Raw genomic sequence first — 1,045 nt, forward strand, 5'->3', positions numbered from 1 at the left:
TGGTAATCCCCCCACCAAATAACGGGCTTCAAAAGTAGAATTTTCTCGGGCTATATGATCGAGGAGATTTTAATGAAGACGAGCAGATTCAGCGAACCACAAATCCTTGCCATCCTTCGCCAGGCGGAAGGCGGCGTTCCTGTACCCGAGTTATGCCGGGAACATGGAATGAGCACTGCGTCATTCTACAAATGGCGATCCAAATACGGTGGCATGGATGCCTCGATGATCAGTCAGATGAAGGCTCTGGAAGACGAAAACCGTCGCCTGAAGAAGATGTATGCGGAGATGAGCATGCAGGCGGAACTGCTTAAAGAGGCTCTTGGAAAAAAGTGACACGGCCATCTCAACGCCGGGAGATGGCCGGGAAAGCAGTGGCGTTGCGAGGGGTGAGCGTTGCGCTTGCCTGCCGCACCTTCGAGGTCAGCGAGACATGCTATCGTTACAGCGCCAGGCTGAACGACGAGAACGGGCAGATTGCCGATCTCCTGATCGGACTGACGCGGGCAAAGAAGACCTGGGGCTTCGGTCTGTGTTTCCTTTATCTGCGCAATGTCCGGGGGCATCACTGGAACCATAAACGCGTTTACCGCATCTATCGTGAGCTTGAATTGAACCTCAGGATCAAGCCGCGCAAGCGGTTGAAGCGGGACAAGCCCGATGCTCTGACCGTGCCAGATGCGCCGAACATGGTCTGGTCCATGGATTTCATGGCCGACCGGCTGGAGGATGGAAGGCAATTCCGGCTGCTGAACGTCCTGGACGACTTCAACCGCGAAGGTCTGGGCATTGAGGTAGACTTCTCGCTGCCTGCCGAACGCGTCATCCGCAGCCTCAACCAGATCATCGAATGGCGCGGCAAACCATTCGCAATTCGTGTTGATAATGGGCCGGAATACGTCAGTGGCAAACTGATGGAATGGGCTGCCAACCAAGGCATCGCCTTGAGCCATATCCAACCCGGCAAGCCACAACAGAATGCGTATGTTGAGCGCTACAATCGCACCGTTCGGAATGAATGGCTCGACCAATATATCATCGAAAG

General features: G+C 54.5%; 1 pseudogene. It reads left to right on the forward strand.

Going from position 1 to position 1,045, the window contains the following annotated elements:
* Positions 1–72: 72 nt before the first annotated feature.
* Positions 73–1,045: pseudogene (locus CES86_RS00235) on the forward strand (IS3 family transposase); the annotation flags it as partial.

This window comes from Brucella lupini, from assembly GCF_002252535.1.
Lineage (GTDB): Bacteria > Pseudomonadota > Alphaproteobacteria > Rhizobiales > Rhizobiaceae > Brucella > Brucella anthropi.